The organism is Streptomyces cyaneus (genome assembly GCF_004028635.1).
Lineage (GTDB): Bacteria > Actinomycetota > Actinomycetes > Streptomycetales > Streptomycetaceae > Streptomyces > Streptomyces cyaneus.
Genome location: NZ_ML138678.1, coordinates 194,178 through 217,540, shown reverse-complemented (window position 1 = coordinate 217,540; position 23,363 = coordinate 194,178). Strand labels below are relative to the sequence as shown.

Annotated in this window: 21 protein-coding genes and 6 tRNA genes; 18 read left to right on the top strand and 9 right to left on the bottom strand. The window is 71.5% G+C overall.

Annotation, left to right across the window (positions count from 1 at the left end; genetic code table 11):
• Positions 1–132: 132 nt before the first annotated feature.
• From EHO50_RS01000 to EHO50_RS00975, 6 genes are all read left to right on the top strand, one after another.
• A complete protein-coding gene (locus EHO50_RS01000; protein WP_128427868.1) occupies positions 133–765 on the top strand; it encodes a GNAT family N-acetyltransferase in 633 nt (210 codons plus the stop codon).
• A 115-nt stretch (positions 766–880) separates the two neighbouring features.
• Complete coding sequence (gene cbiE / locus EHO50_RS00995; RefSeq protein ID WP_128427867.1) at positions 881–2,092, top strand: precorrin-6y C5,15-methyltransferase (decarboxylating) subunit CbiE; 1,212 nt, start codon at positions 881–883, stop codon at positions 2,090–2,092.
• 368 nt (positions 2,093–2,460) lie between these two features.
• Entirely contained in the window at positions 2,461–6,804 is a 4,344-nt protein-coding gene (gene cobT, locus EHO50_RS00990) for a nicotinate-nucleotide--dimethylbenzimidazole phosphoribosyltransferase (RefSeq protein WP_128427866.1), read from the top strand.
• Positions 6,805–7,033: 229 nt separating this feature from the next.
• The gene (gene cobA, locus EHO50_RS00985; RefSeq protein WP_128427865.1) at positions 7,034–8,266 is read left to right on the top strand and encodes a uroporphyrinogen-III C-methyltransferase; all 1,233 of its coding nucleotides are present in this window, start codon (positions 7,034–7,036) and stop codon (positions 8,264–8,266) included.
• A gap of 76 nt (positions 8,267–8,342) precedes the next feature.
• Positions 8,343–9,161 carry a TrmH family RNA methyltransferase gene (locus tag EHO50_RS00980; protein ID WP_128427864.1) on the top strand — a complete coding sequence of 273 codons (819 nt, stop codon included), beginning with the start codon at positions 8,343–8,345 and terminating at the stop codon, positions 9,159–9,161.
• Between the two features lie 11 nt (positions 9,162–9,172).
• A complete protein-coding gene (locus EHO50_RS00975; protein ID WP_128427863.1) occupies positions 9,173–9,565 on the top strand; it encodes an NUDIX domain-containing protein in 393 nt (130 codons plus the stop codon).
• A gap of 70 nt (positions 9,566–9,635) precedes the next feature.
• Here the strand turns inward: EHO50_RS00975 and EHO50_RS00970 are convergent, their stop codons facing one another.
• Positions 9,636–11,039 (bottom strand): serine/threonine-protein kinase, encoded by a 1,404-nt coding sequence (locus EHO50_RS00970; protein ID WP_164904771.1) that lies wholly within the window; start codon positions 11,037–11,039, stop codon positions 9,636–9,638.
• Between the two features lie 196 nt (positions 11,040–11,235).
• Here EHO50_RS00970 and EHO50_RS00965 point away from each other — a divergent pair, with 196 nt between their 5' ends.
• From EHO50_RS00965 to EHO50_RS00950, 4 genes are all read left to right on the top strand, one after another.
• Positions 11,236–11,475 (top strand): hypothetical protein, encoded by a 240-nt coding sequence (locus EHO50_RS00965; RefSeq protein WP_062702992.1) that lies wholly within the window; start codon positions 11,236–11,238, stop codon positions 11,473–11,475.
• A 235-nt stretch (positions 11,476–11,710) separates the two neighbouring features.
• Positions 11,711–11,908, top strand: a complete 198-nt coding sequence (locus EHO50_RS00960; RefSeq protein ID WP_128427861.1) for a hypothetical protein — start codon at positions 11,711–11,713, stop codon at positions 11,906–11,908.
• Positions 11,909–12,764: 856 nt separating this feature from the next.
• Positions 12,765–13,805: a phosphotransferase gene (locus EHO50_RS00955; protein WP_128427860.1), complete on the top strand. Its 1,041-nt coding sequence runs from the start codon at positions 12,765–12,767 to the stop codon at positions 13,803–13,805.
• Between the two features lie 80 nt (positions 13,806–13,885).
• Positions 13,886–14,188 carry a TFIIB-type zinc ribbon-containing protein gene (locus tag EHO50_RS00950; protein WP_128427859.1) on the top strand — a complete coding sequence of 101 codons (303 nt, stop codon included), beginning with the start codon at positions 13,886–13,888 and terminating at the stop codon, positions 14,186–14,188.
• 53 nt (positions 14,189–14,241) lie between these two features.
• Here the strand turns inward: EHO50_RS00950 and EHO50_RS00945 are convergent.
• From EHO50_RS00945 to EHO50_RS00925, 5 genes are all read right to left on the bottom strand, one after another.
• Positions 14,242–14,313: transfer RNA gene (locus EHO50_RS00945), tRNA-Val, on the bottom strand.
• 46 nt (positions 14,314–14,359) lie between these two features.
• Positions 14,360–14,431 (bottom strand) — tRNA-Val (locus EHO50_RS00940).
• A gap of 19 nt (positions 14,432–14,450) precedes the next feature.
• Positions 14,451–14,522 (bottom strand) — tRNA-Val (locus EHO50_RS00935).
• 1 nt (position 14,523) lies between these two features.
• Positions 14,524–14,597: transfer RNA gene (locus EHO50_RS00930), tRNA-Cys, on the bottom strand.
• Positions 14,598–14,636: 39 nt separating this feature from the next.
• A tRNA-Gly gene (locus tag EHO50_RS00925) sits at positions 14,637–14,709 on the bottom strand.
• 178 nt (positions 14,710–14,887) lie between these two features.
• Here EHO50_RS00925 and EHO50_RS00920 point away from each other — a divergent pair.
• The 3 genes from EHO50_RS00920 to EHO50_RS00910 all read left to right on the top strand — a co-directional run bounded on the left by EHO50_RS00920 (position 14,888) and on the right by EHO50_RS00910 (position 17,649).
• A complete protein-coding gene (locus EHO50_RS00920) occupies positions 14,888–15,934 on the top strand; it encodes a chorismate-binding protein (RefSeq protein ID WP_128427858.1) in 1,047 nt (348 codons plus the stop codon).
• A complete protein-coding gene (locus EHO50_RS00915) occupies positions 15,931–16,752 on the top strand; it encodes an aminotransferase class IV (protein ID WP_128427857.1) in 822 nt (273 codons plus the stop codon). The genes EHO50_RS00920 and EHO50_RS00915 overlap by 4 nt, the downstream gene beginning before the upstream one ends.
• Before the next feature lie 72 nt (positions 16,753–16,824).
• Entirely contained in the window at positions 16,825–17,649 is an 825-nt protein-coding gene (locus tag EHO50_RS00910) for a GNAT family N-acetyltransferase (protein ID WP_128427856.1), read from the top strand.
• Between the two features lie 53 nt (positions 17,650–17,702).
• Here the strand turns inward: EHO50_RS00910 and EHO50_RS00905 are convergent, their stop codons facing one another.
• Positions 17,703–18,227 (bottom strand): DsbA family protein, encoded by a 525-nt coding sequence (locus EHO50_RS00905; protein ID WP_181449533.1) that lies wholly within the window; start codon positions 18,225–18,227, stop codon positions 17,703–17,705.
• 265 nt (positions 18,228–18,492) lie between these two features.
• Here EHO50_RS00905 and EHO50_RS00900 point away from each other — a divergent pair, with 265 nt between their 5' ends.
• Entirely contained in the window at positions 18,493–18,936 is a 444-nt protein-coding gene (locus EHO50_RS00900) for a hypothetical protein (RefSeq protein WP_128427854.1), read from the top strand.
• Positions 18,937–19,090: 154 nt separating this feature from the next.
• Positions 19,091–19,243: a hypothetical protein gene (locus tag EHO50_RS43850; protein ID WP_164904719.1), complete on the top strand. Its 153-nt coding sequence runs from the start codon at positions 19,091–19,093 to the stop codon at positions 19,241–19,243.
• 111 nt (positions 19,244–19,354) lie between these two features.
• Here the strand turns inward: EHO50_RS43850 and EHO50_RS00895 are convergent, their stop codons facing one another.
• A complete protein-coding gene (locus EHO50_RS00895) occupies positions 19,355–19,915 on the bottom strand; it encodes a CGNR zinc finger domain-containing protein (protein ID WP_128427853.1) in 561 nt (186 codons plus the stop codon).
• A gap of 382 nt (positions 19,916–20,297) precedes the next feature.
• Positions 20,298–20,711, bottom strand: coding sequence for an SsgA family sporulation/cell division regulator (locus tag EHO50_RS00890; RefSeq protein WP_004002642.1), 414 nt, complete (start codon positions 20,709–20,711; stop codon positions 20,298–20,300).
• Positions 20,712–20,902: 191 nt separating this feature from the next.
• Here EHO50_RS00890 and EHO50_RS00885 point away from each other — a divergent pair, with 191 nt between their 5' ends.
• From EHO50_RS00885 to EHO50_RS00875, 3 genes are all read left to right on the top strand, one after another.
• Complete coding sequence (locus EHO50_RS00885; RefSeq protein ID WP_128428909.1) at positions 20,903–21,361, top strand: TIGR02611 family protein; 459 nt, start codon at positions 20,903–20,905, stop codon at positions 21,359–21,361.
• An 88-nt stretch (positions 21,362–21,449) separates the two neighbouring features.
• A tRNA-Val gene (locus EHO50_RS00880) sits at positions 21,450–21,521 on the top strand.
• 542 nt (positions 21,522–22,063) lie between these two features.
• The gene (locus EHO50_RS00875; RefSeq protein ID WP_128427852.1) at positions 22,064–23,350 is read left to right on the top strand and encodes an ABC transporter substrate-binding protein; all 1,287 of its coding nucleotides are present in this window, start codon (positions 22,064–22,066) and stop codon (positions 23,348–23,350) included.
• Positions 23,351–23,363: the final 13 nt, after the last annotated feature.

The following is a 23,363-nucleotide window of genomic DNA, read 5'->3' as shown; positions in this document are numbered from 1 at the left end:
ACGGCGTATCGCCACGCACGGGGTCCAGTCCTTCACAACGACTGGACCCCGTGGTGCAGTTCAGTGCTTTCATGCTGCATGCTGGGCAGTTCAGCAGGCCCTGAAGGTTTTCCGAAGGTTACGGAGCGGCGCATGACTAGCACCTTCCCCAACATCTCCATCAGCACGGAGCGGTTGGTGCTGCGTCCCTTCGAGGAACCGGACATCGAGGCCTTCGCCGAGATGATGAACGACGAACTCGTCACCGCCTGGACCTCGGTGCCACAGCCCTACACCGAGGCCGACGCCCGCGCCTGGATCACCGAACTCGCCCCCGCCGAACGCACCGAGGGACGCGGCATCGTCTTCGCCGTCACGGAGTTCCTCACCCAGCGTCTCGTCGGCATCGTGCACCTGCAGAACACCAACTGGCGCGTCCGCTCCAGCGAGATCTCCTACGTCATCGCGCCCTGGGCCCGCGGCGAGGGCTACGCCTCCGAGGCGGCCCTCGCCACCGCGCAGTGGCTCTTCCACGACCAGAAGTTCGAACGGCTGGAGCTGCGCACGGCCGCCGACAACACCGCCTCCCAGCAGGTGGCGCAGAAGATCGGCTGTATCAGCGAGGGCGTCCTGAGGGGCGCCTGGATAGCCCGCGCCCGAACCGACAGCGGTGAGTGGACCGACGTCCGCACCGACCTCATCGTCTGGAGCCTGCTGCCCGAGGACCTGGAGGGCGTCGGCGACGAGACCGTCGGCGGCTTCACCTCGTTCGGCGAGTGGAACTGACGGGAAGCGAATCCTCGGGCACCGCAGCTGCCGACACGCCGACCAGGTACCCTCACGGAGCCTGCCCCTCGGGCTGACCTACGACGACCTGCGCGAACCCAGGAGACTGACGACGATGGCCGACCGCGTCACGGTGATCGGCTGGGACGGCTCGCCGCTGACCGCCGCGGCACGCTCCGCCCTCGGTGCCGCCACGCTCGTGGCCGGTGCCGCCCACCACCTGGCGCTCCCCGAGGTGCCGCCCGGCGCCGAGCGCATCCGCCTCGGCAGCGTCTCCCTCGCCGCCCGCCGGATCGCCGCCCACCGCGGCACCGCGGTGGTGTTCGCCGACGGCGACCCCGGCTTCTTCGGAGTCGTACGGACCCTGCGCGCACCCGAGTTCGGCCTGGAGGTCGAGGTCGTCCCCGGTGTCTCCTCGGTCGCCGCCGCCTTCGCCCGGGCCGGCATGCCCTGGGACGACGCACAGGTGGTCGTCGCACACCGCCGCACCCTGCGACGCGCGGTGAATGTGTGCCGCGCCCACACCAAGGTCGCCGTCCTCACCTCGCCGGGCGCCGGCCCCGCCGAACTCGGCCTGCTCCTGGAGGGCGTCCACCGCACCTTCGTCATCTGCGAGGAACTGGGCACCGAACGCGAGCAGGTCACCGTCGTCACCTCCGACAAGGCACCCGACCATACCTGGCGCGACCCGAACGTCGTCATCGTCATCGGCGGCACCGTGGCAGCGACGGAGGGCGGCGGGTGGATCGCCGGCCGCGACCCGTCCGCCGCGCCGCGCGGCTGGACCCTGCCCGCCGAGTCCTACGGCGGCCTCATGGGCGAAGGCGAACTGGAACCGCTGCGCGCGGCCCAACTCGCCCGGCTCGGCCCGCGCGTCGGCGACCTCGTGTGGGACATCGGCTGCGGCAGCGGCGCCTTCGCCGTCGAGGCGGCCCGGGCCGGCGCCGCCGTCATCGCCGTCGACCGCGACCCGCAGGCCTGCGCCCGCACCGAGGCCAACGCACGCGGCTTCGGGGTCCAGCTGCAGATCGTCCACGGCACGGCCCCGCACGCTCTGGAGAACCTCGCCGAACCGGACGTCGTACGCGTCGGCGGCGGGGGAGCGGCCGTCGTCTCCGCCGTCGCCGACCGGCGCCCGCAGCGCATCGTCACGCATGCCGCGACCCGCGACGCCGCCGAGCTCGTCGGACGGGATCTGACCCAACACGGCTACGACGTCGAGTGCGCCCTCCTCCAGTCCGTCGAACTCGACACGCGGGCCTGGACGGAGCGGGAGCGCAGTGTCGCGTTCCTGCTCAGCGGGGTACTGCCCGACCGCACGGCGTGACCGCGTACCCGTCCCCGTGATCCTGTTGTCATACCGCGCGCGGTAGGCTGGCCGATCGTTGTACCGCACTCGGTCGCCCGGCACTTCGTCGGTCAATGTCCGGAAAAACACGCCCCGTTTGGGGTGGGTGTGGTACGGCGAAACCGGAGGACGCGCAACGTGGCGCAGTCCACAGCGGCCTGTCGCGGATCAGCCTGTCGCGACGGCCGAACGGCCACGACAATGCCACTCAATGGCTTTGTCGCCTTTTTTGGACGGGTCGTTCGTGCCGCTGGGCATGCACGCTCGTTCTTCACTGCGGGGGCGGTCGGTGCGCCGTCCCCGGTGAGCTGGTCGTAGAAGCACTAACCGATGGGCGAGGGGTACGCATGACCGACACCGGCCAGGTCCCGGGCGAGGGACTGCCGGAGAGCGCAGGCATGGTGGAGCAGCCGGGCGTCCCCGCGGCGCACGGTACGTACACCTACCTCTCCGAGACCACCGCCGAGGACGAAGACCTGCTGCTCCCCGGCTCCCAGGGCGCCTGGGGCAACGAGGTCGCCCCGCCCGCGCCGGAGCCGGTCGTCGAGGCCGTGCACGAGCCGGACGCGCACCAGATCTCCGGCCGCGACAGCGGCTCGGTCGACCTCAGCGCCGTCCGCCTCCCGGGCCCGACGGCCCCCACGACGCCGATCCCGCCCATCACGCCCCGACGCCCTCTGCACCTCGGCCCGCCCATCCCCGACGCCTCCGCCAGCCCGGTCCGCTCCCTCGCCGACCGCGGCGCCGTGGGCGCACCCGCCGGCCGGCCCGGACCGGCCCCGACCGGCCCCGAGTACCTCGACGCCCCCCAGCACCACGAGGCAGCGGTCCCACAGCCGGCGACCCCCTGGGGTGCCCCGGCCCACGCCGCCGTCCAGGCCCAGGTGCCGGCCCCCGCGCCGGTCGGCGTCGAGGTGCCGGCTGCCGAAACGGTTGTCCCGACCGGACCGCCGGGTGGCGAGCCGGTGGGCGTCGCGCAGGCGGTGGTGGCCCGCGTGGCCACGGAGGCCGGTACCGCGACGGGCCCTGCTCAGGGCGCTGAGGTCGGTGCGCCGGTCCCGCAGGAGGGCGTGTACGGCGGTCAGGAACCGTCGGCCGGCGACGCCGCGCCGGTGGCCGGTGCGGTGACTGGCCAGGACGCCCCTCAGATGCCGGTGGCCACGCAGGATGCGGGTGCGGGAGAGGCCGCCGGTGCCGCGGCTGCTCCGGGTGCCGACGAGACTGCGGGCGCTGCGCCCGCCATCGAGGCCGAGCAGATCGTGGCGGCTGCGCCTGCTGCGGATGCCGGCGAGGCTGCGACGGATGCGGCCGACTCCGGTGCCGGCGAGGTAGCGGTGCCTGCGGGTGAGGTCGGCACGGCCGCCGGGGAAGTTCCGGCGAGTGACGCCGACTCGGGTGCCGCGCAGGTGCCTGGAGGTGACGGTGGCCCGGTTCCCGTGCAGGCCGCGGTAGTTGGCGATGTTTCGGACGGCGGCCAGGTCGCTGAGCCCGGGCAGGCTCCGGGGGACTTGACTGCCGGTGAGGCTGCCGAGGCCGCGGAGGCTGCCGCGACTGCCGTGAGCACCGCCGCGCAGGTGACCGAGGTCCCGGCAGCTGAGGCGGACCCCGTTGCCGTGGATTCCGCGCCGGGAGCTGCTCAGGTTTCCGAGGCGGTCGACGCCGACGCCGGGCAGGCTTCCGTTACACCCGAGGCTGAGATCGGCCAGGTGGCTGAGGAGGCGGCCCCCGAGACGGCGCAGGTTCCCGAGGTGCTCGACCCCGAGACCGCGCAGGTCGCCGACGCCGCCGCTCCCGAAGCCGTCCAGCTTCTCGACGCTGCCGCGCCCGAGCCATCGGCTGCCGTGCCCGAGGGTGCCGCGCCCGAGACCCCGGCGCAGGTCTCCGAGCCCGCCGCAGCCGAGCCCGCCGAGCCCGCCGAGCCCGCCGAGTCCCCGGAGGCACAGGCCCCCGAGCCCGCCGCCCCGGCTGACGCCCAGGCGACTCCGCAGGCCGCCCCCGTCCCGCCCGTACCGGACGCCGCGCAGGCGCCCCAGCCCGTGGATGCCGAGCACATCGCACCGGACTCGCAGCCGGCCGACGCCGCCACCGCACCCACCGACGGAGCCTCCGCCGTCGTAACCCCCGAACCGACCCCGCAGACCCCGCAATCTGCCGCCGCCGAGCAGGTCGCCGCCGAGCAGCAGAGCGAGCCCCCCGTCCCGGTCGCCCAGCCCGCCGACGAGCCGGCCCCGCAGCAGCCGCAGGCTCCCGAAGCCGTCCAGGACCCCGACCTCGCGCAGGCCCAGCAGCCGACGCAGGAGGGCACTCCGACGGACGTGGACGCCGAAGCACAGGCTGTAGCCGTGACCCCCACCGCCCCCATCGCCCCCGACGCGCAACCCCACGTCGCGGACCCCGCGGCCCAGGTCCCGGACGCCCAGCAGACCCCGGACGCCGGCGCCGTGCCGGCCGAGGCCGCCCAACCGCTCGCCATGGCGGTCGCCTCGGACGCTGCTGCCCCGGACACTGTCGCCGCCCCGGACTCCACCGACCCGCAACCGACCCTGTCGGACACCGCACCGGCCGAGCCCCCCCAGCCCTTCGTCGCCGAACCCGCCGGCCCGCAGCTCCAGCCCCTGGCCGCCACCGAGTCCACGGAGCCGGGCGAGGGCGAGGCCACGGCCGTACAGCCGTCCGGCACGCCCCTGGAGCCCACGCCCGACCAGCCGTTGGGCCAGTTCGTAGCGGTCGAGGGCTCGGTGCCGACCACCCCGCACCTCGCGCCGACCCCGCCGCAGCCGACGCTCCTCCCCGCAGAGGAGGCGCCGGATCCCGTCGCCGCGGTCCCCGCACCCCGTGAGGGCGACCCCGAACTCGTACAGCACGCGGAGGACCTGGACACCCGGGCCGCCGACCAGGAAGACCAAGAAGCCCCCGCAGAAGAGAGCACGGCCGTGGAAGAAGTGAGACAGTCCACCGGCCCGGCAGCGCCCGCCTACGACGACGCCGAACGCGAGGCCGTCCTCAAGGTCATGCGTGAGCGCCGCGACATCCGCAACGGCTTCCGCAGCGACCCGATCCCGCACGAGGTGCTGCTGCGCGTCCTGGAGGCCGCCCACACCGCGCCCTCCGTGGGCCACTCGCAGCCCTGGGACTTCGTCGTCATCCGCTCGGCCGAGACCCGGCGGACCATGCACGAACTGGCCATGCGTCAGCGCGAGGCGTACGCCAAGTCGCTCCCCAAGGGCCGGGCGAAGCAGTTCAAGGAACTGAAGATCGAGGCCATCCTCGACACCCCGGTCAACATCGTCGTCACCGCCGACCCGACCCGCGGCGGCCGCCACACCCTGGGCCGGCACACCCAGCCGCAGATGGCGCCGTACTCCGCCGCCCTCGCGGTGGAGAACCTCTGGCTCGCTGCGCGCGCCGAGGGCCTCGGCGTCGGCTGGGTCAGCTTCTTCGACGAGCGCGAGATGGTCCGCGCCCTCGGCCTGCCCGAGCACCTTGAGGTCATCGCCTACCTGTGCGTCGGGTACGTCGACGAGTTCCCGGACGAGCCCGAGCTGATGCAGGCCGGCTGGTCCAAGCGCCGCCCGCTCTCCTGGGTCGTGCACGAGGAGACGTACGGCCGTCGCGCCCTGCCCGGCGAGGAGCCGCACGACCTGCTCGCCGAGACCGTCGCCCAGATCCGCCCGCTGGACGCCAAGGCGCTCGGCGAGGCCTGGGAGCGGCAGAAGCGGATGACGAAGCCGGCCGGTGCCCTCGGCATGCTGGAGATCATCTCCGCGCAGCTGTCCGGCCTGTCCCGCCAGTGCCCGCCGCCGATCCCGGAGCCCGCGGCCGTCGCGATCTTCGCCGGCGACCACGGCGTGCACGCCCAGGGCGTCACCCCCTGGCCGCAGGAGGTGACGGCCCAGATGGTCGCCAACTTCCTCGGCGGCGGCGCGGTCTGCAACGCCTTCGCGGGCCAGGTGGGCGCCGAGGTGTGCGTGGTGGACGTCGGCGTCGCGGCCGACCTCCCGGCCACCCCCGGCCTGCTGCCCCGCAAGGTCCGCGCGGGCACCTCCGACATGACGACCGGCCCCGCGATGACCCGCGAGGAGGCCAAGCAGGCCATCGAGGTCGGCATCGAGACCGCCCGTGACCTGGTGGCGGCCGGTAACAAGGCCCTGCTGACGGGCGAGATGGGCATTGCCAACACGACCGCTTCGGCCGCCCTGATCTCGGTCTTCACGGACACGGACCCGGCCGAGGTGACGGGCCGTGGCACCGGCATCAACGACGAGACCCTCGCCCGCAAGACCGAGGTCGTCCGCCGGGCCATCGAGCTTCACCAGCCCGACCCGGCCGACCCCATCGGCGTCCTGGCGGCGATCGGCGGCTTCGAGCACGCCGCGCTGGTCGGCCTCCTGCTGGGCGGCGCGTCCCTGCGCACGCCGGTGATCCTGGACGGCGTCAGCGCCGGCGCCGCCGCCCTGGTCGCCCGCGCGATCGCCCCCGAGGTCCTCGCGGCCTGCATCGCGGGCCACCGCAGCGCCGAGCCCGGCCACGTGGCCGCCCTCAACAAGCTGGGCCTGCGGCCCCTGGTCGACCTGGACCTGAGGCTGGGCGAGGGCACGGGCGCGCTGCTGGCCCTGCCGTTGGTGCAGAGCACGGCGAGGGCGATGCACGAGGTGGCGACGTTCGATTCCGCGGGGGTAACTGAGAAGTAGGCGCGGGGGCATTCGGTACGACAGCACCGGGCGCCCTGCCGAGTGGTTGTGGTTGTGGTTGTGGTTGTGGGCAGGCGTTCCGCAGGCGGAACGGGTGGGCACAACCACCCACAGCCGTGCACCCGGCGACGAAGCCCAGCCAACGGACACCTGCCCCACCCTCCCCATCCGCCCCGTAAAATCCGCACGTCAGGGCCACTGCACCGCCGTACAGAGGAGCCGCACCCTCATGGCCGAAAACCCCGCCTACCCCGTAGGCCTCCGCCTCACCGGCCGCAAAGTGGTCGTCCTCGGCGGCGGCCAGGTCGCCCAGCGCCGCCTCCCGGCACTGATCGCGGCAGGCGCGGACATCCTCCTCGTATCCCCCGAAGCAACCCCCTCGGTCGAAGCCATGGCGGACGCGGGCGAGATCACCTGGGAGAAGCGCCCGTACGAGGAAGGCGACCTCGCCGACGCCTGGTACGCCCTGATCGCCACCGGCGACAAGGACGCCAACACCCGTGCCTCGACCGAAGCGGAGCGCCACCGCGTCTGGTGCGTCCGCTCCGACGACGCCGACGCCGCCACCGCCTGGACCCCGGCGACGGGCCACAGCGAGGGCGTCACGATCGCCGTGCTCACCACCGACGCGCGCGGCCGCGACCCCCGTCACACCGCCGCCATCCGCGACGCGGTCGTCGAGGGCCTGCGCGACGGCACCCTCGTCGCCCCGCACCACCGCACCCGTACGCCCGGAGTCGCCCTGGTCGGCGGCGGCCCCGGCGACCCGGACCTGATCACCGTGCGCGGCCGCCGCCTGCTCGCCGAGGCCGACGTGGTCATCGCCGACCGACTCGGCCCCCGCGACCTGCTCGCCGAACTCCCGCCGCACGTCGAGGTGATCGACGCGGCGAAGATCCCGTACGGCCGTTTCATGGCCCAGGAGGCCATCAACAACGCCCTGATCGAGCACGCCAAGCAAGGCAAGTCGGTCGTACGGCTCAAGGGCGGTGACCCGTATGTCTTCGGCCGCGGCATGGAGGAACTCCAGGCACTCGCGGAGGCCGGCATCCCCTGCACCGTCGTCCCCGGCATCTCCAGCTCGATCTCGGTGCCGGGCGCGGCGGGCATCCCGGTCACCCATCGCGGCGTCGCCCACGAGTTCACCGTGGTCAGCGGGCACGTGGCCCCCGACGACGAACGCTCCCTCGTCGACTGGCCGTCCCTCGCCAAGCTGACCGGAACCCTCGTGATCCTCATGGGCGTCGACAAGATCGGCAAGATCGCGGAGACCCTCGTGGCGCACGGCAAGTCCCCGGACACGCCCGTCGCCCTGGTCCAGGAGGGCACGACGGCCGCCCAGCGCCGGGTCGACGCGACCCTCGCGACGGCCGGCGAAGCGGTGCTCGCCCACGAGGTGAAGCCCCCGGCGGTCATCGTCATCGGCGAGGTCGTGAACGTAGGACCGAACCCTTCCGCGTGAGCCCTTGACGTAACCGCCGGTAACCCAACCGTGCCAAGCCGTTGGCACCGCACCCAGGACAAGGCAGTATCACCCTGTGGCCGATCTCATCACCGTCGATGACCCCGACGACCCGCGCCTGCGCGACTACACGGGCCTGACCGACGTCGACCTGCGCCGCAAGCGCGAGCCGGCCGAGGGCCTGTTCATCGCCGAGGGCGAGAAGGTCATCAGACGGGCGAAGGAAGCCGGCTACGAGATGCGGTCGATGCTGCTCTCGGCCAAGTGGGTCGACGTCATGCGCGACGTCATCGACGAGCTCCCGGCCCCGGTGTACGCCGTCAGCCCGGACCTCGCCGAGCAGGTCACCGGCTACCACGTGCACCGCGGCGCGCTGGCCTCCATGCAGCGCAAGCCGTTGCCCACGGCGGCCGAACTCCTGCAGACCGCCCGCCGTGTCGTGATCATGGAATCCGTGAACGACCACACCAACATCGGCGCCATATTCCGGTCGGCGGCCGCCCTCGGCATGGACGCGGTGCTCCTCTCCCCGGACTGCGCCGACCCCCTGTACCGCCGCAGCGTCAAGGTCTCCATGGGCGCGGTCTTCTCCGTGCCCTACGCCCGTCTGGAGACCTGGCCCAAGGGCCTGGAGTCGGTCCGCGAGGCCGGTTTCACGCTCCTCGCCCTCACTCCCGACGAGAAGGCAAGGTCCCTGGACGAGGCGGCCCCGCACAGGATGGACCGGGTCGCGCTGATGCTGGGCGCCGAGGGCGACGGCCTGTCCACCCAGGCCCTGGTGGCCGCCGACGAATGGGTCCGCATCCCGATGTCCCACGGCGTCGACTCCCTCAACGTCGGCGCGGCGGCCGCCGTCGCGTTCTACGCCGTGGCCACGGGCCGCCCCCAGGCCTAGGCCGTACGGCGATGGCGCAGCGCGAGGCGATCGTCGCGGTCCTGCTCCGCGCCGACCGCGTGCTCGCCATCCGCCGCGGCCCCGCCGTGCGGCGCCCCGGTTACTGGCAGCCCGTCAGCGGCAGGATCGAGCCGGGGGAGACCCAGCGGGAGGCCGTCGTACGGGAGGTCCGCGAGGAGGTCGGCCTGACCGTCGTACCCCTGGCGAAGGTCTGGGAGTCGGAGACGGACGACGGCTCCTTCCGCCTCCACTGGTGGACGGCCCGGGCCGACACCGGCGACGTGGTCCCCGACCCGGGCGAGGTCGGCGAGGCACGCTGGGTCACGCCGGAGGAGTTCCTGTCCCTGGACCCGGTCTTCGACGGCGACCGGGAGTTCTTCGAACGGATCCTGCCCGACCTGTGACACCGGCTCTGAAGCCCACCTCCGACGCCCGCTCCTGACGCCCGCCCGTGAGGCCTTCCGGGAACGTCTCCTACTCGGAGATGTCGAAGGTCGACTCGTACCGATCGGACGTCAAATCCCCGTCCGGCGGCTCATAGCCCTGTTCCACCTGCTCCTGCGGCTGCCGTACGACGTCGTCCCCGTCGCCGCCGAGCCCGCGCTGCGGACCTTGGCAGCCCTGAGCCGCCGCGATCCCGAGCGCCACGAGCAGCGTCACCACGACGAACACGAACAGCCGCTGCCGGAGCAGTTGCGGGTTGGCGGGCCGGCGACCCGTCCCCGTGTTCCGCGGCGCCGGACGGCCGGTGCCACCGCGTGGCGTGGGCCGGCTGCCGTTGCCCGAACGCGGGGCGTTCCGTGCCCCCGGCACCGGTCGGGCCCCGGACCTGGACGACGCGGTACCGCCGGGCGCGGCGCCGTTGCTCCTCGGCGCTGCCCCCTCGCGCGCGGGGCCGGGCACCCGCGAGGCGCCGGTGCCGCGCGCCGGGGGAGTGCCCTGGGGACGTCGCTGGGCGCGCTGCGGCTCCGCATAGGTGTCGGCGAGCCGCCCGGTCGGCCGGTCCGTCTCCGCGCTGCGCGGCGCGGGCGGGCGTACGTCCGAAAGTCCCTGGGCCTCGCGGGCCGCGATCTCCTTGAGCCGCAGCGACAGCTGCAGCGTGCTGGGCCGCTCCTCCGGATCCTTCGCCAGACACGCCCGGACCAGCGGGGCCAGGGCGTCCGGTACGCCGTACAGCTGCGCTTCCTCGTGTACGACGCGGTACAGCATCACCTCGGAACTGCCGTGCCCGAAGGGCGAGTCCCCCATCGAGGCGTAGGCGAGGGTGGCGCCGAGGGAGAAGACGTCCGTGGCCGGGGTGACGGCGGCGCCGCGCACCTGTTCCGGGGCGAGGAAGCCGGGGGAGCCGACGGCCGTACCGACGTGCGTGAGCGTGGAGGCCCCCGTCGCCCAGGCGATACCGAAGTCGATGATCCGCGGGCCCTTGGGGGAGAGGAGGATGTTGGAGGGCTTGAGATCCCGGTGCACGACACCCGCCTCGTGGACGGCGACCAGCCCCTCGGACAGGGCGGCCCCGACGGCGGCGACCTCCGCCGCACCGAGCGCGCCCTCGTCGGCGACCTTGTCGTGCAGCGAGGGCCCGGGCACGTACTGCGTCGCGAACCACGGCCGATCCGCTTCGAGATCGGCGGCCACGAGCCGTGCCGTACAGCCTCCGCGAATCCGCCGCGCCGCCGAGACCTCACGCGCGAACCGCGAGCGGAACTCCTGATCCTCCGCCAGGTCGGGCCGGATCACCTTCAGCGCGACCCGCTGCCCCTTCTTGTCGGAGCCCAGGTAGACGACGCCCATGCCGCCCGCGCCGAGCCTTCTGTGAAGCCTGAACGAGCCGACGACGCGCGGGTCCTCGCGCCTCAGGCGCATCATCGCCATGTTCATCCCCGCTGCCCGGTCCGTGTGACGAGCCACAGCTTACGTTTCCGTGGGCCGCCGTGCGCAGAGGCCGCGCCCTCTCGGGGCGATGGATTGTCAGTGGTGGGTGGGAGACTTGAAGGGTGGTCAGGGGGCTGGTGAACAGGGCGACTTCGGCCTGTTTCGTCCCCCAACCACCCATCACAGAAGGGGGATTGAGCCCGTGAAGGGTGATCGCGTGGAGATAGTCGTGGACGCGGGGGATACGACGCGCACGTACGAGGTGGTGGCGAGCAGGGCGGGCCGCCGGGTGGAGACGGCGGTGCGTCGAGGTGTCGTGGAAGTGAGCGAAGTCACCCGGAACGGCTCCGTGGTGCGTACGGCCCGGTTCATGGCGAACCGGGTCCTGGCGCTGGTCGAGCAGCCGGTGCCGCGTGAGGACAGCTCGGAGAAATCGGGGTAGACCGGGCGTCCCCTCGGGGAAGACCCCGAGACCTAGGACCTCGTCTCCACCCTGGGGAGTACTCCGCAGGTCATGGCTCATCCTCCGGGAGGCCCGGCAATCGGTACGAGGGCATGACGCCCGGGGCGGCCCGGCCGCCTAGATTTGAAGTCAAGCGGCGGGTGGCAGCACTCGTCCCCCGAGGTCAGACACCCGCCGCTGCCAACGACAACTGATACAGGTCAGGAGAGGGACCATGGCCCAGACGGCACCGCGGACACTGATCCGCATGCAGGAGCGCACGGCGCTGCGCCCCCGTCGTCAGGGTCGCCGCCACCCCCTGGTGGCGACACTCATGGCCCTTCCCCTGGCGGCCCTCCTCCTCGTCGTCTTCGACGGCTGGGAGACGGTGGCCACACAGGCGTCGTCCGTGGGCGTGATGCTGGGGCGCTGAGCGGCGACCCCAGGCCCGGAAGAGCGGTCCGGGCGGGGACATCCACCCATGAAACCCCGTGGGGACGGGGGTGCGGCGGACGGCACAAATGCCGGCGCAGCTGGGGAGCTGCGCCGGCATTGCTTTTCCCTCATGCCTGCGGCGCCGCCGCGGTGTGGTGGGGATTCGCGCAGCACCTGCGTTCGGCGCCGGGCCGGGGCCCCATCAACACCGGTCGGCACCATTCAGCCCGTCCGACGCCCGAGGACAGGCTTCGCCTCGCGGTGCGGACGATCATTTCTCGGCGCCGGCCAGCCATTCCAGCCCGTCTGGTGTCCGAGGACGAGCACGCACCGTCCTTGGCCCCAGCCCACCCGCTGAGGGCTGTGCTTCGTGGTGCTGATGGTCGCTTCCCGGCGCTGGTCCAGGCATTTCAGCCTGTCCGGCGTGTGAGGGCGAGGCCGTACCACCCGCTGGGGGCTGTGCTTCGTGGTGCTGACGGTCACTTCCCGGCGCCGGTCCGGGCATTTCAGCCTGTCCGGCGTGTGAGGCCGAGCTCGTACCGTCCCTAGCCCCCGCCCACCCGCTGGGAGCCGTGCCTCACAGAGCTGACGGTCACTTCCCAACGCCGGCCCAGCCATTCCAGCCCGTCCGGCGTTTGAGGACGAGGCCCGTTCAGGGCCGAAGCGGGGGTCTGGGGGCGGCAGCCCCCAGGAGCGGGGTCGAAGGGGCGGAGCCCCTTCAAGGACGGGACGGGTAGGGGCGGCGGGGGCGAAATCTCCAGCCTGGACGCAGCCGCCCCGGTCATCCGGCCGAGCCGACCCGCCCGCCACCCCGCGTACCCTCGGCCCAGATCCTCCGCACCCAAGGGACCCCAGTGACCCCCAACCCCCTCCTCCCCCACCTCACCGCACAGGCCAAAGCGGCGGCCCACTCCCGCACAACCGCCTGTCCCTGCGGAGCAACCGTCACCCTTGCCGACCGCCCCGACGCCACCGTCGTCCGGCACGCCGACACAGTCGCCAAGGCCCACGCCCCGGACATCACCCCCAGCGACCTGACCCCCCGCCTCACCACCGCCACCCACCTCCCCGACCTGCTCCTGCCCCCGCTCAGCCCCACGCCCGTCGACCTGCACGGCAGGCTCGTGACCTTCTGGCCGTACGGCACCCCCGTGGACCCGGAAGATCCCGACGCGGCCCCCTGGGAAGAGGCGGCAACCCTTCTGGCCCGGCTCCACCGAACCCCCGCGCCCACACCCCTGCCCGCCATGCGCGGCCCCGCCAAAGCAGCCCTCGCCGTAGCCCGCCTCCGCGCAGCGGCCGGGGCAGCCCAGACTTCCGGCACAGACCACCTGACCGCCGGCACAGACCAGACCGCCGCCACAGACCAGACCGCCGCCACAGACCTGCCCCCCGCCACAGACCTGCCCCCCGACACCACCGCCGTTCTCCGCGCCTGGCACACCCTCCCCGCCTGGGCCCGCGCCGAGGCCCCCCAACCCGACAGCACCACCCTCTGCCACGGTGACCTCCACCTCGGCCAACTCGTCCGGCACCCGGCCCCCGACGGCCCTTGGCTGCTCATCGACGTCGACGATCTCGGCGTAGGCGTGCCGGCCTGGGATCTCGGGCGGCCGGCCGCCTGGTACGCCTGTGGGCTGCTGCCGCCCGACGAATGGGACCGCTTCCTCGCCGCGTACCGCGCAGCCGGCGGTCCGGCCGTCCCCGCCCACGGCGACCCTTGGCCCGCGCTGGACGTCCCGGCCCGCGCCCTCACCGTGCAGACCGCCGCCCGGGCAATCACCAAGGCCCTGGCCGAGGGCCGCCTCCTGGACGAGGTCGAGCAGTCCCTCGTCGACGCCTGTGACCGAATGGCTTCGCTCCCCCCTGAGTTGACCCAGGGATACGCAAAGTAGGGTGCAACCGACCGCAGCCGGACAGAGTCTGTCCTGGCGATACGCGAAGCAGGACCTACCGGCGAGGAGTTGAGCCGACCATGCAGTGTCCGAAGTGCCATGCGCCGATGCACACGTACAACCGCAACGGCGTCCAGATCGAGCAGTGCAGCGGCTGCCGCGGGATATTTCTCGACTACGGCGAGCTGGAGTCGCTGACCCGCCTGGAGTCCCAGTGGTCCCAGCCGGCCCCACCGCCTCCGGCCGCCCCGCAGGCCTACCCGGCCGCAGCACCGCAGGCCCCCGCCTGGGGAGCCCCGCACGGTGGCCACCACGGCGGTCACGGCGGTCACTACGGCCACAAGCGGCACAAGAGCTTCGGCCACATGCTGTTCTCCAGCTGAGCCGCGCCAGGCCGCAAAGAAGCCCCCGGTCATCGACCGGGGGCTTCGGAGTGTGGACGATACTGGGATTGAACCAGTGACCTCTTCCGTGTCAGGGAAGCGCTCTCCCGCTGAGCTAATCGTCCTCGGGACCGTGATCGACCATCGATGCGAAGATCACGAGCTACTGCGTGCGCGATACTGGGATTGAACCAGTGACCTCTTCCGTGTCAGGGAAGCGCTCTCCCGCTGAGCTAATCGCGCGGGGGATCCGAAGATCCAGTGGACGATACTGGGATTGAACCAGTGACCTCTTCCGTGTCAGGGAAGCGCTCTCCCGCTGAGCTAATCGTCCTTGGAGGTGGAGACGGGATTTGAACCCGTGTAGACGGCTTTGCAGGCCGTTGCCTCGCCTCTCGGCCACTCCACCAGGAGTGCAGGGGTTCGGGAAGATCCCCTTGTTCCTTCGAGCGGACGACGAGGCTCGAACTCGCGACCTCAACCTTGGCAAGGTTGCGCTCTACCAACTGAGCTACGTCCGCTTGTCGTTTCGGTCCGCTTCCGCGTCCCGGCGACGTGTTGAACTCTAGCGGATTCCCCGGCCAGCACAAAAACACGTTTGTGCAGCGTGCTGCGCTGCACCTGCTCAGGGACCTGCCGACGCCTCCCGAAGGGACGTGGTCAGGTCACCCGCAGGACACCCGCCATAGACTCGACTGCGTGCTCGACCTCCCTCCTCTCGCCCGCTTCGGCGACCGCGTCGCCACCGGCCTCCTCGACGTCACCAGCGACCCAGCGGCCCTGGACTCCCGTGGTTTCTGGGCTGTCTGCGCCGACTTCGAGGGCGGTCTGACCTGCGCCCGCTTCCGGGACGTACGAGAGGAGCCGGTTCCCGCCCCAGTGCCGGGGCGGTGGCAGGGCCCGGCGGCCGGTGACTGGACGTCCTCACTTGATCGTGCCGCGTACATCGCGGGCGTACGGCGTGTGCGCGAGTACATCGCGGCCGGCGAGGTCTATCAGGCGAACCTCTGCCGGGTGCTGAGCGCGCCGATCGGCCCGGACGCCGACGTGGACGCCCTCACCGCGCTGCTCGCCCGCGGCAACCCGGCGCCGTACGCAGGAACGATCCGGCTGCCGGAGCACGGTGTGGAGATCGCCACCGCGTCCCCCGAGCTGTTCCTGCGCAGGCGGGGGCGGGTCGTGGAGTCCGGGCCGATCAAGGGCACCGGGCGGACCGAGGCGGACCTTCTGGAGAAGGACTTCGCCGAGAACGTGATGATCGTCGACCTCGTGCGCAACGACATCGGCCGGGTGTGTGCCACCGGGACCGTGACCGTCCCCGACCTGTGCGCCGTCGAGAAGCATCCTGGGCTTGTCCATCTGGTGTCGACCGTGCGTGGTGAGCTGCGTGCCGACGCCGGGTGGCCAGAGCTGCTCGACGCCGCCTTCCCGCCCGGATCGGTCACCGGTGCGCCCAAGTCCAGTGCGCTGCGGATCATCGACGCGTTGGAGACGGCGCCCCGCGGACCGTACTGCGGCGGCATCGGCTGGGTCGACGCCGACCGGGGCGTCGGCGAGCTCGCCGTCGGGATACGTACCTTCTGGATCGACCGGGTCGCGGGGGCGCTGCGGTTCGGTACCGGTGCGGGGATCACCTGGGGGTCGGACCCGGAGGGGGAGTGGCGGGAGACCGAGCTGAAGGCGTCCCGGCTGCTCGCGGTAGCGTCGGGAGCGTATGAGGTGAGTGGAGAGGGACTGTCATCGTGAGGATCTGGCTCGACGGTGGGCTGCAGGACATCGAGTCCGCCCGTGTCTCCGTCTTCGACCACGGGCTGACCGTGGGCGACGGCATCTTCGAGACCGTGAAGGCGGTGGACGGCCGTCCGTTCGCGCTGACCCGGCATCTCGACCGGCTGACGCGCTCGGCGCGCGGTCTCGGCCTGCCCGAGCCCGACCACGACGAGGTCCGCCGCGCCTGCGCCGCCGTCATCGAGGCCAACCCGATGCCGCTCGGCCGGCTGCGCATCACCTACACCGGCGGCCACGGTCCCCTCGGCTCCGACCGCGGCGAGCACGGCCCGACCCTCGTGGTCGCCCTCGGCGAGACCACCCGCCGCCCCGACGCCACGGCCGCCATCACCGTCCCCTGGACCCGCAACGAACGCGGCGCGCTCACCGGCCTGAAGACGACCTCGTACGCCGAGAACGTCGTCGCCCTCGCCCGCGCCCGCCAACACGACGCCACCGAGGCCCTGTTCGGCAACACGGTCGGGCAACTCTGCGAGGGCACCGGCTCGAACGTGTTCGTCGTCCTGGACGGCGAGATCCACACCCCGCCGCTCGCCTCGGGCTGCCTCGCGGGCATCACGCGCGCGCTCACGATCGAGTGGACCGGCGCCAAGGAGACCGACCTGCCGCTGGACGTCCTGGAGCGGGCCGAGGAGGTCTTCCTCACCTCCACCCTGCGGGACGTACAGGCCCTGCGCAGGGTCGACGAGCGCGAACTGCCCGGCTCGGCGGGGCCGGTGACCGCCAAGGCCGTGCGGATCTTCGACGAGCGGTCCGGGGAGGACCTGGATCCGTGACGGGCACGGGTGAACGGAACGGTCGCGGAAATTCGGCTGTCCTCGGGCGTCGAGGCGGGTAGAACGTCCCTGATGACCACGACCCTGCGGCCGACCGAGCCGCTTCAGCACAACGAGGACGGGACCCGGTCGCGCCGCTATCAGGTGTGTGTGAACGGCCGTCCCGTGGGCGCCCTTCGCCTCGGCACCCATCCCGTCTTCGGTGACGCGGTGGCCCGAATAATGAAGCTGCGGATCGAGGAACCGGACCAGCGCCGCGGCCGCGGCACGGTGGCCGCCCTCGCCGCGGAGGAGGTGGCACGAGGCTGGGGCTGCCGGCGCGTAGAGGTGACGATCCCCGGTGACGCCGCACCGGCGCTGCGTCTCGCCACGGCGCTCGGCTACGTCGTACGCAACCGCGGCATGCAGAAGGCGCTCGGTGACACGCCGCCCGATCTGCCTCCGGGCAGCCGGGCCCGACCCATGACGGAGGCCGAGTACGGGCCCTGGCTGGACAAGAGCCATGAGGGCTACATCCGTAGCTGGGCCGAGCGCGGGGTCCCGGAGGCCGAGGCCCGGGCCAAGTCCGAGCGGGACCACGCCGCGCTGCTGCCGGACGGGCTGCGCACCCCGGATGCGTTCTTGAGCGTCCTCGAGCACGAGGGCACCCCGGTGGGCACGCTGTGGGTGGCGGCGCGGAACGGCGGCGCCTACGTCTTCGACGTCGAGACCGACGCGGCCCACCGCGGCAAGGGACACGGCCGCACGCTGATGCTGCTGGCCGAGGCCCAGGCGATCGCCGCGGGGCACCGGGGCATCGGCCTCAATGTCTTCGCGGGCAACACCCCTGCCGAGCGGCTCTACGAGTCACTCGGCTACGAGACGAGGCAGTACGCCATGTACAAGACGTTGCTGTAGCAGTCCGGCGGTCGAAGATCGCGGGCGAACCCGGCTCAGGCCCCGGTCGAGAATCAGGCGCTCTGTTCGGCCAGCAGCCGGTCCGCGATCTCCTCGATGCGCTCGCGCAGCCCCTCCTGGCTCTTGCCGCCGTCGAGTCGCTCGCCGCCGATCACATACGTCGGGGTGCCGGTCACGCCGATCGCCTTGCCCTCGGCCTGGTCGGCGTCGACGATCAGGATGTGCCGACCGTCGATCAGCGCGGTGTCGAACTCCTCGGCGTCCAGGCCGAGTTCCCTGGCCACCTCGACCAGGAAGGGTTCTCCCTTACGGTCCAGCTCCTCGACCCGGCCCAGCACGGCCTCGACGTACGGCCATCCCTGCCCCTGCTCCAGCGCCTCCTCGGCGGCCTGCGCGGCGGCGAAGGCGTGCTTGTGCTTCTCCAGCGGGAAGTGCCGCAGCCGCAGCTCCAGCCGGTCTCCGTAGCGGGCGCGCAGGGCACGGAGATCGTCGAGGGCGCTGTGGCAGTCGGGACACTGCAGCTCGCACCAGACGTCGAGAACGGGGGCGGCGGGGCGGTCGGGGGAGGAGTCGCTCATGGGCCCAGTCTCCCAGCACCGGCGCGGACGACCCAATCCGACCTGGTGCTTCGGCGGCCGTCGGCCCTGGGCTCGTGCCCGTCGGCCCTGGCCGTACGACTGTGACCGGCACCTGTGTACCGGCACCTCTGTACCGGCACCTGCGGAGGAGGCGACCCGGAGATGTCCCTGATGTCCGGCCCAGGCATGGCCGGGCGGGTGTGCCACGGTGCAGGATGGAAGCGACGAAGTGTCCTGACCCGACCCAGCCTGCCTGGAGGACCGGATGATTGCCGAGACCGTCTGTTCAGCCGTCGCCGCGGCCGGCCTGGGCATCGCGGCGGTCACGGCGTACCGCAAGCGCTTCCTCGCCGCCGCGCGCATGGTCGCGTACTCCCTGGTGCCCCTCGGCCTGGTGATGACCGGGGTCGTCGAGTGGCTCGCGGACACCGCGTTCAGCCCGACGGCCTGGGCGGGCTTCGGAGTGCTCGGCCTGTCCTGGCTGCTGTTCGCGAGCACACGCGCGGTGGAGCGCCGCCGAGGCGGGACCCGCAAGGAGCGCAAGGAGGCCCGCGCCGCGGGACGGAGCGAGGCGGTGGCGCCCACGGCTTCGGCGCCCTCGCTGGGACCGGGCTCCCGTCAGGCGGCCCGGCCCAAGACCGCACCCCGAGCCGATGCCGGCGACGACTTCAGCGACATCGAGGCCATCCTCAAGAAGCACGGCATATGACGCCCGCATGTCGGACTGAAACGACACAGTGGGTCGCCGCCCGGCCGTAAACGATCACGACTCGAACCGGACATCGCGGAATCCGGCGAACTCCCGCTCATTCCGGGCGTGTTGATCGCGCGGCGAGGGGCAACTGCGCCATCATCGCCGAGAGATGCTGGACACGACACAGAGCGAGGCCGCGTCACCTCAGGACGAGCCTCGCGGGTGCCTCTTCGCCCTTTCCCAGCCACCGCTGATGATCTTCCTTGCGGTGATCGGGTGTCTGCTGCTCATGGCTGCGCTGCACGATCTGCTGCTGCTCTGAGCCGTACCCGCGGCCCCCGGCGCCACCCGCCGGGGCCCGCGTCGACAGACGGGTCGTGTCGGTCCGTAACCAGGCGCCGCCCACCAAGCGCCGACGACCAACCGCTGCCGCTCAGCCGGCCGCTTCCTTGCGGCGCGCCCGGTAGGCGGCCACATGCAGACGGTTTCCGCAGGTACGGCTGTCGCAGTACCGCCGGGAACGGTTGCGGGAAAGATCCACGAAGGCGTGCCGGCAGTCCGGCGCCTCACAGCGCCGCAGCCGCTCCTGCTCCCCGGCCACCACGAAGAACGCCAGCGCCATGCCGCAGTCGGCCGCCAGGTGGTCGGCGACGGAGGCACCGGGGGCGAAGTAGTGGACATGCCAGTCGTAGCCGTCATGGTCCGTGAGGCGGGGGGTGGTGCCCGCGGCGGCGACCAGCTCGTTGATCAGCCCGGCCGTGCGTCGGGCGTCCGGCTCCGCGAAGATCGCGGCGAACCGGCCCCGCACCTTGCGCACCGCCGACAGATCGAACTCCGAGAGAACCCCGACATCGCTGATTTCGTGCTTTCGTACGAAATCCCCGAGAGCCGCGACGTCCGGCAGCCTGTCCGGAGTCCCGTCGTCATCCGGTGCGGTGTTCACCAGATCCACCACGGCATCGAGCGCACACCGGGTGTCATGGGTGATCAGCACGTTTCGCTCCCTGGCCTGGGGGGTCGGGCGGGGTGCCCGCCGATGCTGGCCGATGGTAGTGGCTCACAGGGCCCCCACACCGGCCGCGCTCGCACGCGGCTTCGAATACAACGCCACAACGGCGCCGACGGTTCCCGCCGAGCGAGCCGAGCCAGGACGGGACGGGCGGGGCGCGAACAGGCCGGGCCGGGGCCGGCCTCCGCCCGGGCCGGGCCCGAAGCCACCCTCGCGCCACACAGCCCCCACCCCCACCCCTCCCACAGAGCACACCAACGCCGCCCCCGCGGAGCGAAGACGGCGCTGCTGTGTGCCGTATGCAGTTGTCTTGGCCCGAGCCGTCTCCCCGAGTCGACGGCGCCGGGCGGCTTTGTGGGGCCTCGCCCTAGCTCTCCGCCAGGATGTGCGAGAGCTCCTGGTCGAGATCGAAATGCCGGTGCTCCGTGCCGGGCGGCACAGCGGCATCCGTTCGCTTCAGGAAGGACTCCAGAGCCCGTGCCGGGGCCTCGAGGAGCGCCTCGCCCTCCGGAGAGCTCAGGGCGATGCAGACGACGCCCTGGCCGTGACTGCGCGACGGCCAGACGCGGACGTCGCCGGTTCCGGTGGGTCGGTGGAGGCCCTCCGCAAGAAGGTCGCGGGCGAACACCCACTCGACGGTTTCCTCGGCTCCGGTGTGGAAGGTGGCGTGCACGGCGTAGGGGTCGGCCGTGTCGTACCGCAGGCCTGCGGGGACAGGCAGGGAGGACTCGCTCGACACAACGAGGCGCAGGTGCAGCTCGCAGCTGACCGTGGTGTTCATAAGCGCCAGGGCCTTTCGCTCAGTGTGCGCTCGGGGATTCGCACGTCGGCGAAATCGACATGCCACCTACGGTGCCGTTGTAAACCCCTCTGAGTGTTTTGCGTGTGTTTACGTAACTCTTCCGGCCGAGAACCCGTTCGCGAGGTACGCCCATTCCGGTGACTGGTTTCCGTCCGGTAGGGTTTGGCCGTATGAATACGGGGAGTAACGAGCCTGGCGGGGTTGCCATGGCGGCTGACGAGACCGAAGTGGATGGTGTGAAAGGCGACAGCGAGCAGGGCCTCGGCTCGAGAGCGCCGGAGTTCATCAAGGCGCGCCGTGTGCTGCACCTGAGCTGGCAGGTGGGCATCTTCATCATCGGCCTCGCGATAGTGGTCGTCGGCATCATCATGCTGCCGTTGCCCGGTCCGGGCTGGGTGGTGATCTTCGGGGGCATGGCGGTCTGGGCGACCGAGTTCGTCTGGGCCCAGCTGGTGCTGCGCTGGACCAAGCGCAAGGTCACCGAGGCGGCCCAGAAGGCCCTCGATCCGAAGGTGCGCCGCCGCAACATCATCCTGACGTCGATCGGCCTCGTGATCATTGCCGTGCTCGTCGGCATCTACGTGTGGAAGTTCGGCATCGTCATGCCCTGGAAGATCAAGGACCAGTGATCCGCGACGGGGGTGCGGGCGTCGGCCGGTGCGGGTTCGCGCTGGTCACACGCACCCCCTGACATGGGGTAATGTTCTTCCTGCGTCCGGGCGATTAGCTCAGTGGGAGAGCGCTTCGTTCACACCGAAGAGGTCACTGGTTCGAACCCAGTATCGCCCACCCGGATCCGGCGGCCCGCCTGCGACTGTGCAGGCGGGCCGCCGTCGTTTCCGGGTGCGGCGGTCCACGTGAGCGAGCCCTCCGGCGGTGCGGTCGGGTGCTGTTCCTGTGTGCGGGCGGGAAGTCGGCCCGGCGGGCGGGAGGCTCCCCGGCGTGCGGCCGAGGGGGGCGCAACTCATCTAACCCCCGCCTTGTGGGTGACGCCTCGTAAGGCCCAGTCCCCGCCTCGGGGCGAGTAGAGGCCAGTAGAGATGGCGCCTCGTCAACTCACCGGCGACCGGACGATTTTCGGCCGACCGGCACAGACGTACGGCAGCCCACTTCTCGTTCGATCCACCGACCGCGCGCCTCTCACCTGCGGCATCGAGCCGCCGACCCGACCGGCCCGCCCTCACGCGTCGTCAACTCGCCGCGCAAACCCACAAGAAATTCCTGTCCGAATCATTGACGCACCCCGAGGCCCCTCGTAGCTTGTGCCAGCAAGCGCTTACTTGAAACGATTCATGCAGGCGGCAATGACGCTGCGGGGAGGGGGCCCAACCATGGGAACCAGCAGGAATGTTGAGAGGCGTACGATCCTGAAGGTGGCCGGGGCCTCGGCGGCCACGCTCGGGCTCGCTGCGACGACCGGATGCGGCGGCGACAGTGGTTCCGGAGACGGGACCGTGACACTCCGTTACGCATGGTGGGGTGGCGAGCCGCGCACCATCGCCATCAAGAAGACGATCGCGCTCTTCGAGAAGAAGTACCCGAAGATCAAGATCAAGCCTGAATTCACCGACTACGAAGCGTTCTGGGAGAAGTTCCAGACCCAGGCCTCCGGCGGGAATCCGCCGGACGTTTTCCAGAATGCGGTCGGTTTCCTGCGCAAGTACGACAAGCGCGGTGTTCTGCTGGATCTCAAGACCCAGGCGGACGCCGGGAATCTGAGCCTGGACAACTTCCGCAACGGCGTTCTGGCGAACGGTCAGGTCGACGGCAAGCAGATCGGCATACCCGTCGGCGCCAACACCATGGCACTCGTCATCGACGTCAAGGCCTTCAAGAAGGCGGGCGTGGAGGCGAAGTTCGGCTGGACCTGGGACGAGTACTTCGACGCGCTGCAGACGATCCAGGACAAGCTGAAGATCGCCGGTGACACCGGCTACTGCAGCATCATGTACCTCTACGACCTGTACCTGCGTCAGAACGGCAAGGCCTTCTTCACCGACTCCGATCTCGGTTTCACCGAGGACGATCTGACGCAGTGGTGGGAGGACGGCTACAAGCGCGTGAGATCCGGGCTCATCGCCGACCCGAAGAAGGTCGAGCAGGTCAAGCCCAAGTCCGCTCTCTCGGCGGGGCTCGCCGCGTCCGAGTTCACCTGGGACAACTTCTCCATCCGCTACGAGGGCGAGGGCGAGTCGGACTACGGGCTCGCGCCGATCCCCACCACGGACGGCAAGCAGACCGGCCAGTACCTCGGCTCGCTGATGCTCAGTGCCTTCTCCGGGACCAAGCACCCCAAGGAAGTCGCCCAGTTCATCGACTTCATGGTCCACGACCCCGAGGTCGGCAAGATCATGGGTTACGACCGCGGCATCCTCGCCACCACCGAGCAGTACGACGCGTTCAAGCCCACCGACGCCAACAACAAGGGCGTCGCGGCCTACGAGGACGAGGTCGCCAAGGCCGGGGTGCTCGGGAAGATCACCCCGCACCCGTCCGGCGCCGATGTCATCGAGGCCGCCTTCCTGCGCCTCGGCGGCGAGGTCACCCAGGGCAAGACCAAGCCGGCTGACGCCGCCAAAGCGCTGTTCAGCGAGGCCAAGGCCGCGTTCGCGGGCTGAGGGGACGTACCAC